At 35.7% G+C, this 3,069-nt stretch carries 2 protein-coding genes; both read left to right on the top strand.

The genetic code is table 11. From position 1 onward, the window contains the following. A partial coding sequence (locus CY0110_RS31505) for a phosphopantetheine-binding protein (protein WP_008278936.1) occupies positions 1-909 on the top strand: 909 nt, incomplete at its 5' end. Further along, positions 906-3,069 (top strand): condensation domain-containing protein (locus tag CY0110_RS27445; protein WP_008278935.1); only part of this gene is annotated, 2,164 nt, incomplete at its 3' end. The genes CY0110_RS31505 and CY0110_RS27445, both read left to right, overlap by 4 nt.

The following is a 3,069-nucleotide window of genomic DNA, read 5'->3' as shown; positions in this document are numbered from 1 at the left end:
GCGCAACTGACCCAAAGAACCAATCAATTTAATCTAAGCACCATTAGAAGAAAAGAAAGAGAAATTGAAGAACTTTTAAACACAAGAGAATTAGAAGGAAAAAGCATTAGAGTCAAAGACAGATTCGGCAACTATGGATTAGTAGGAATCTTGTTATATCGGACTCAATCAACAAAGCTGATAGTAGATACCTTATTGCTAAGTTGCCGAGTATTAGGTAGAGGAGTAGAGTATGAAATGGTGAAATACTTAGGCCAGGTAGCACAGGAGAAAAACCTTTCCCCCATAGAAATTCCTTATTATCCCACCGCTAAGAATCAGCCAGTCAAAGACTTTTTAGAAAAGATAGCAAAAAAACAATCCCAACCAACAGAAAAAGGAGAATTGTTTGAATTTGCCAGTGAAGAGTTAGTCAACCTAAGTTTCACAGCAAAAGAACCAGAAGCATCCAGAACACAAAAGTCACCGAATTTAGTTGAGAAGACAAGCTTTGTCGCCCCTTGTGAGTTATTAAGGGAGATAGGAACTAAGCTGAGAAATCCCGAAGAAATTTGGCATGATATTGCAGAAAGACAACAGAATATTAGGTCAGAAAAGATCGGGGAATATGTCCCACCGCGTAATCAATTAGAAGAACAATTAGCTTTAATTTGGCAGGAGGTTTTAAAAGTTGATAGGGTAGGCATCTATGATAATTTCTTTGAGCTTGGAGGGAATTCTTTATTAGCCACTCAAGTTATTTCTCGGATTCGAGAATCCTTCCAACTTGAGGTATCAGTACAAGCTCTATTTAGCTGGTCAACTTTAACAGAGTTAGCAGAGTATATAAACAATTTAACTTGGACTTTTAAACAAACTCAGTCTGAAACTGAGACAAATAATGAAGATTATGAAGAGGGAGAACTATGATTTCTTTAAAAGAGCTTAATGAACTTTTATCTAAATTACGTGAAAAAAATATCAGATTATGGGTAGAAAATGACCGATTGCGTTATACGGCTCCAAAAAACACATTGACTCCTGAATTACGTCAACTGTTGGTTAATAATAAAGTTGCTCTTATTCAACATTTAACGGATATTCACCGAGAACGAAATAATACCTTAAATAGACAAGTTATTGAACCGATCTCCCGCAAAGATAGTCAGATTTTGCCAGCTTCTTATAGCCAAAATAGACTTTGGTTATTAGACAAATTTAGCCACGATTCTTCGTTGTATAATACTTACTGCTTATTGGATCTTCATGGTCAACTAGACATTTCAATTTTACGACAATGCTTGTTAGCCATTACTGAACGACATGAAGTGCTGCGAAGTAACTTTATATATTCCGAAGAACTATGTGTTCAGTTGGCTCAATCTTACCAATCTATAGATTTACCCGTTATCGACTTAAAAACATCTACAGGGGAATATCTTGAAGAATTAAAGCAATTTTCTCAACAAGAAATTGACAAGCCTTTTAATCTTGAGAAAGATCGTTTAATTAGATTTACGTTAATTAAACTCACTCAAAATCATCACGCTTTGCTTGTTTGCTTACATCATATTGTTGCTGATGGATGGTCGGGAGGAATTTTTATTCGAGAATTAGAAAATCTCTATCAAGGGTTGATTAACAGAGAAGATTCGTCGCTTCAAAATCTAAAAATCCAATATATAGATTACGCCGTGTGGCAAAGAAAATGGGTAGAGAGTGAATTAGGTCAAATACAATTAGATTATTGGTCTAAAAAGTTAGCTAACATTCCCAAATTAATCGAAATTCCAACCGACTATCCTCGACCAAAAACCCAAAGTTTTAGGGGTGCAACCTATCAAATTGATTTTTCTGAAACTTTAATTACAGCTTTAAAACAACTAAGTCAAAAACAGGGAACAACTCTGTTTGTAACCCTGATAACAACATTAAAACTTCTGCTTTTTAAATGGACAAAACAGGATGATTTAGTCCTAGGTACAGTTGTCGCAGGCAGGAATCATATGGAAATTGAGCCGTTGATTGGCTGCTTCATGAACTTTCTAGCTTTAAGGAGTAAATTAAGTGAAAATAAAACGATTCAAGAAATATTAGAACAGGAAAATAAAACTGTTTTAGAAGGATATAAGTATCAAGATTATCCTTTTGAGAAGATTGTAGAAACTATCAATCCCGAAAGAAATCTTGCCTATAATCCAATTTATAATATAGCCTTGCTATTGCAAACATTTCCCCGTCAGATATCTTTTAATCAAGAGTTAAAAGGTAGCTCAATTGAAGTGGACAGAGGGATAGCCTTACTTGATCAAAGATGGGAAATTATTGAATCAGAAGAAAAAACTTATCTAAGATGTGAATACAGCACAGACTTATTTAAAGAAGAGACCATTAAAGAATTGGTAAAAAACTACCTATTATTCTTAGAAAAAGTTGTAGAAAATCCAAAAAGAAAAGTAGAAGAACTTAGCCTAACCGAACCCCTTAAACAGCAAGCCCAAAAAGCCAAAGTTAGAGACAAAAAAGAACCAATTCAGATAGTAAGCACCTTTACCATCGAACCCATAGAAGAAAGTTTAACCTATTGGCTAAACAAACTAAATCTACCCACTCAACTACAATTTGCCCCCTACAACCAAGTATTGCAAGAATTACTCAACCCAGAAAGTCAACTCAATCAAAACCAACAAGGAATCAACCTCCTATTCATCAGACCAGAAGACTGGGCAAGATTTGACCCAACCATAGAAACCCCAGACCAATTTGCCCAGAAAATCCGTCAAAACACCCAAGAACTCATAGCAGCCATTCAAAAAGCCAGCCGAACCAGTCAAGCATCTTTAATTGTAGTTCTCTGCCCTTCACAACCCAACCTAGAACCAGAAAAACAGCTTATCCTCAAACAAAGTGAATCCCTAATCATTTCTCAACTCAAACAACTAAGACAAATTAACCTAATCACTAGCCAAGACATAGCAACCACCTATCCCGTCAGTAACTATTACGACAAAAACAGCGACGAAATAGGACACATTCCTTATACCAACCTATTCTATACCGCACTAGGCACAGCCACAGCCCGAAAAATCT

Origin of the sequence: Crocosphaera chwakensis CCY0110, from assembly GCF_000169335.1 — a bacterium.
GTDB classification, from domain to species: Bacteria; Cyanobacteriota; Cyanobacteriia; order Cyanobacteriales; family Microcystaceae; genus Crocosphaera; species Crocosphaera chwakensis.
The sequence above is the reverse complement of the archived record's forward strand: the minus strand, read 5'-3'. Positions and strand labels throughout refer to the sequence as shown.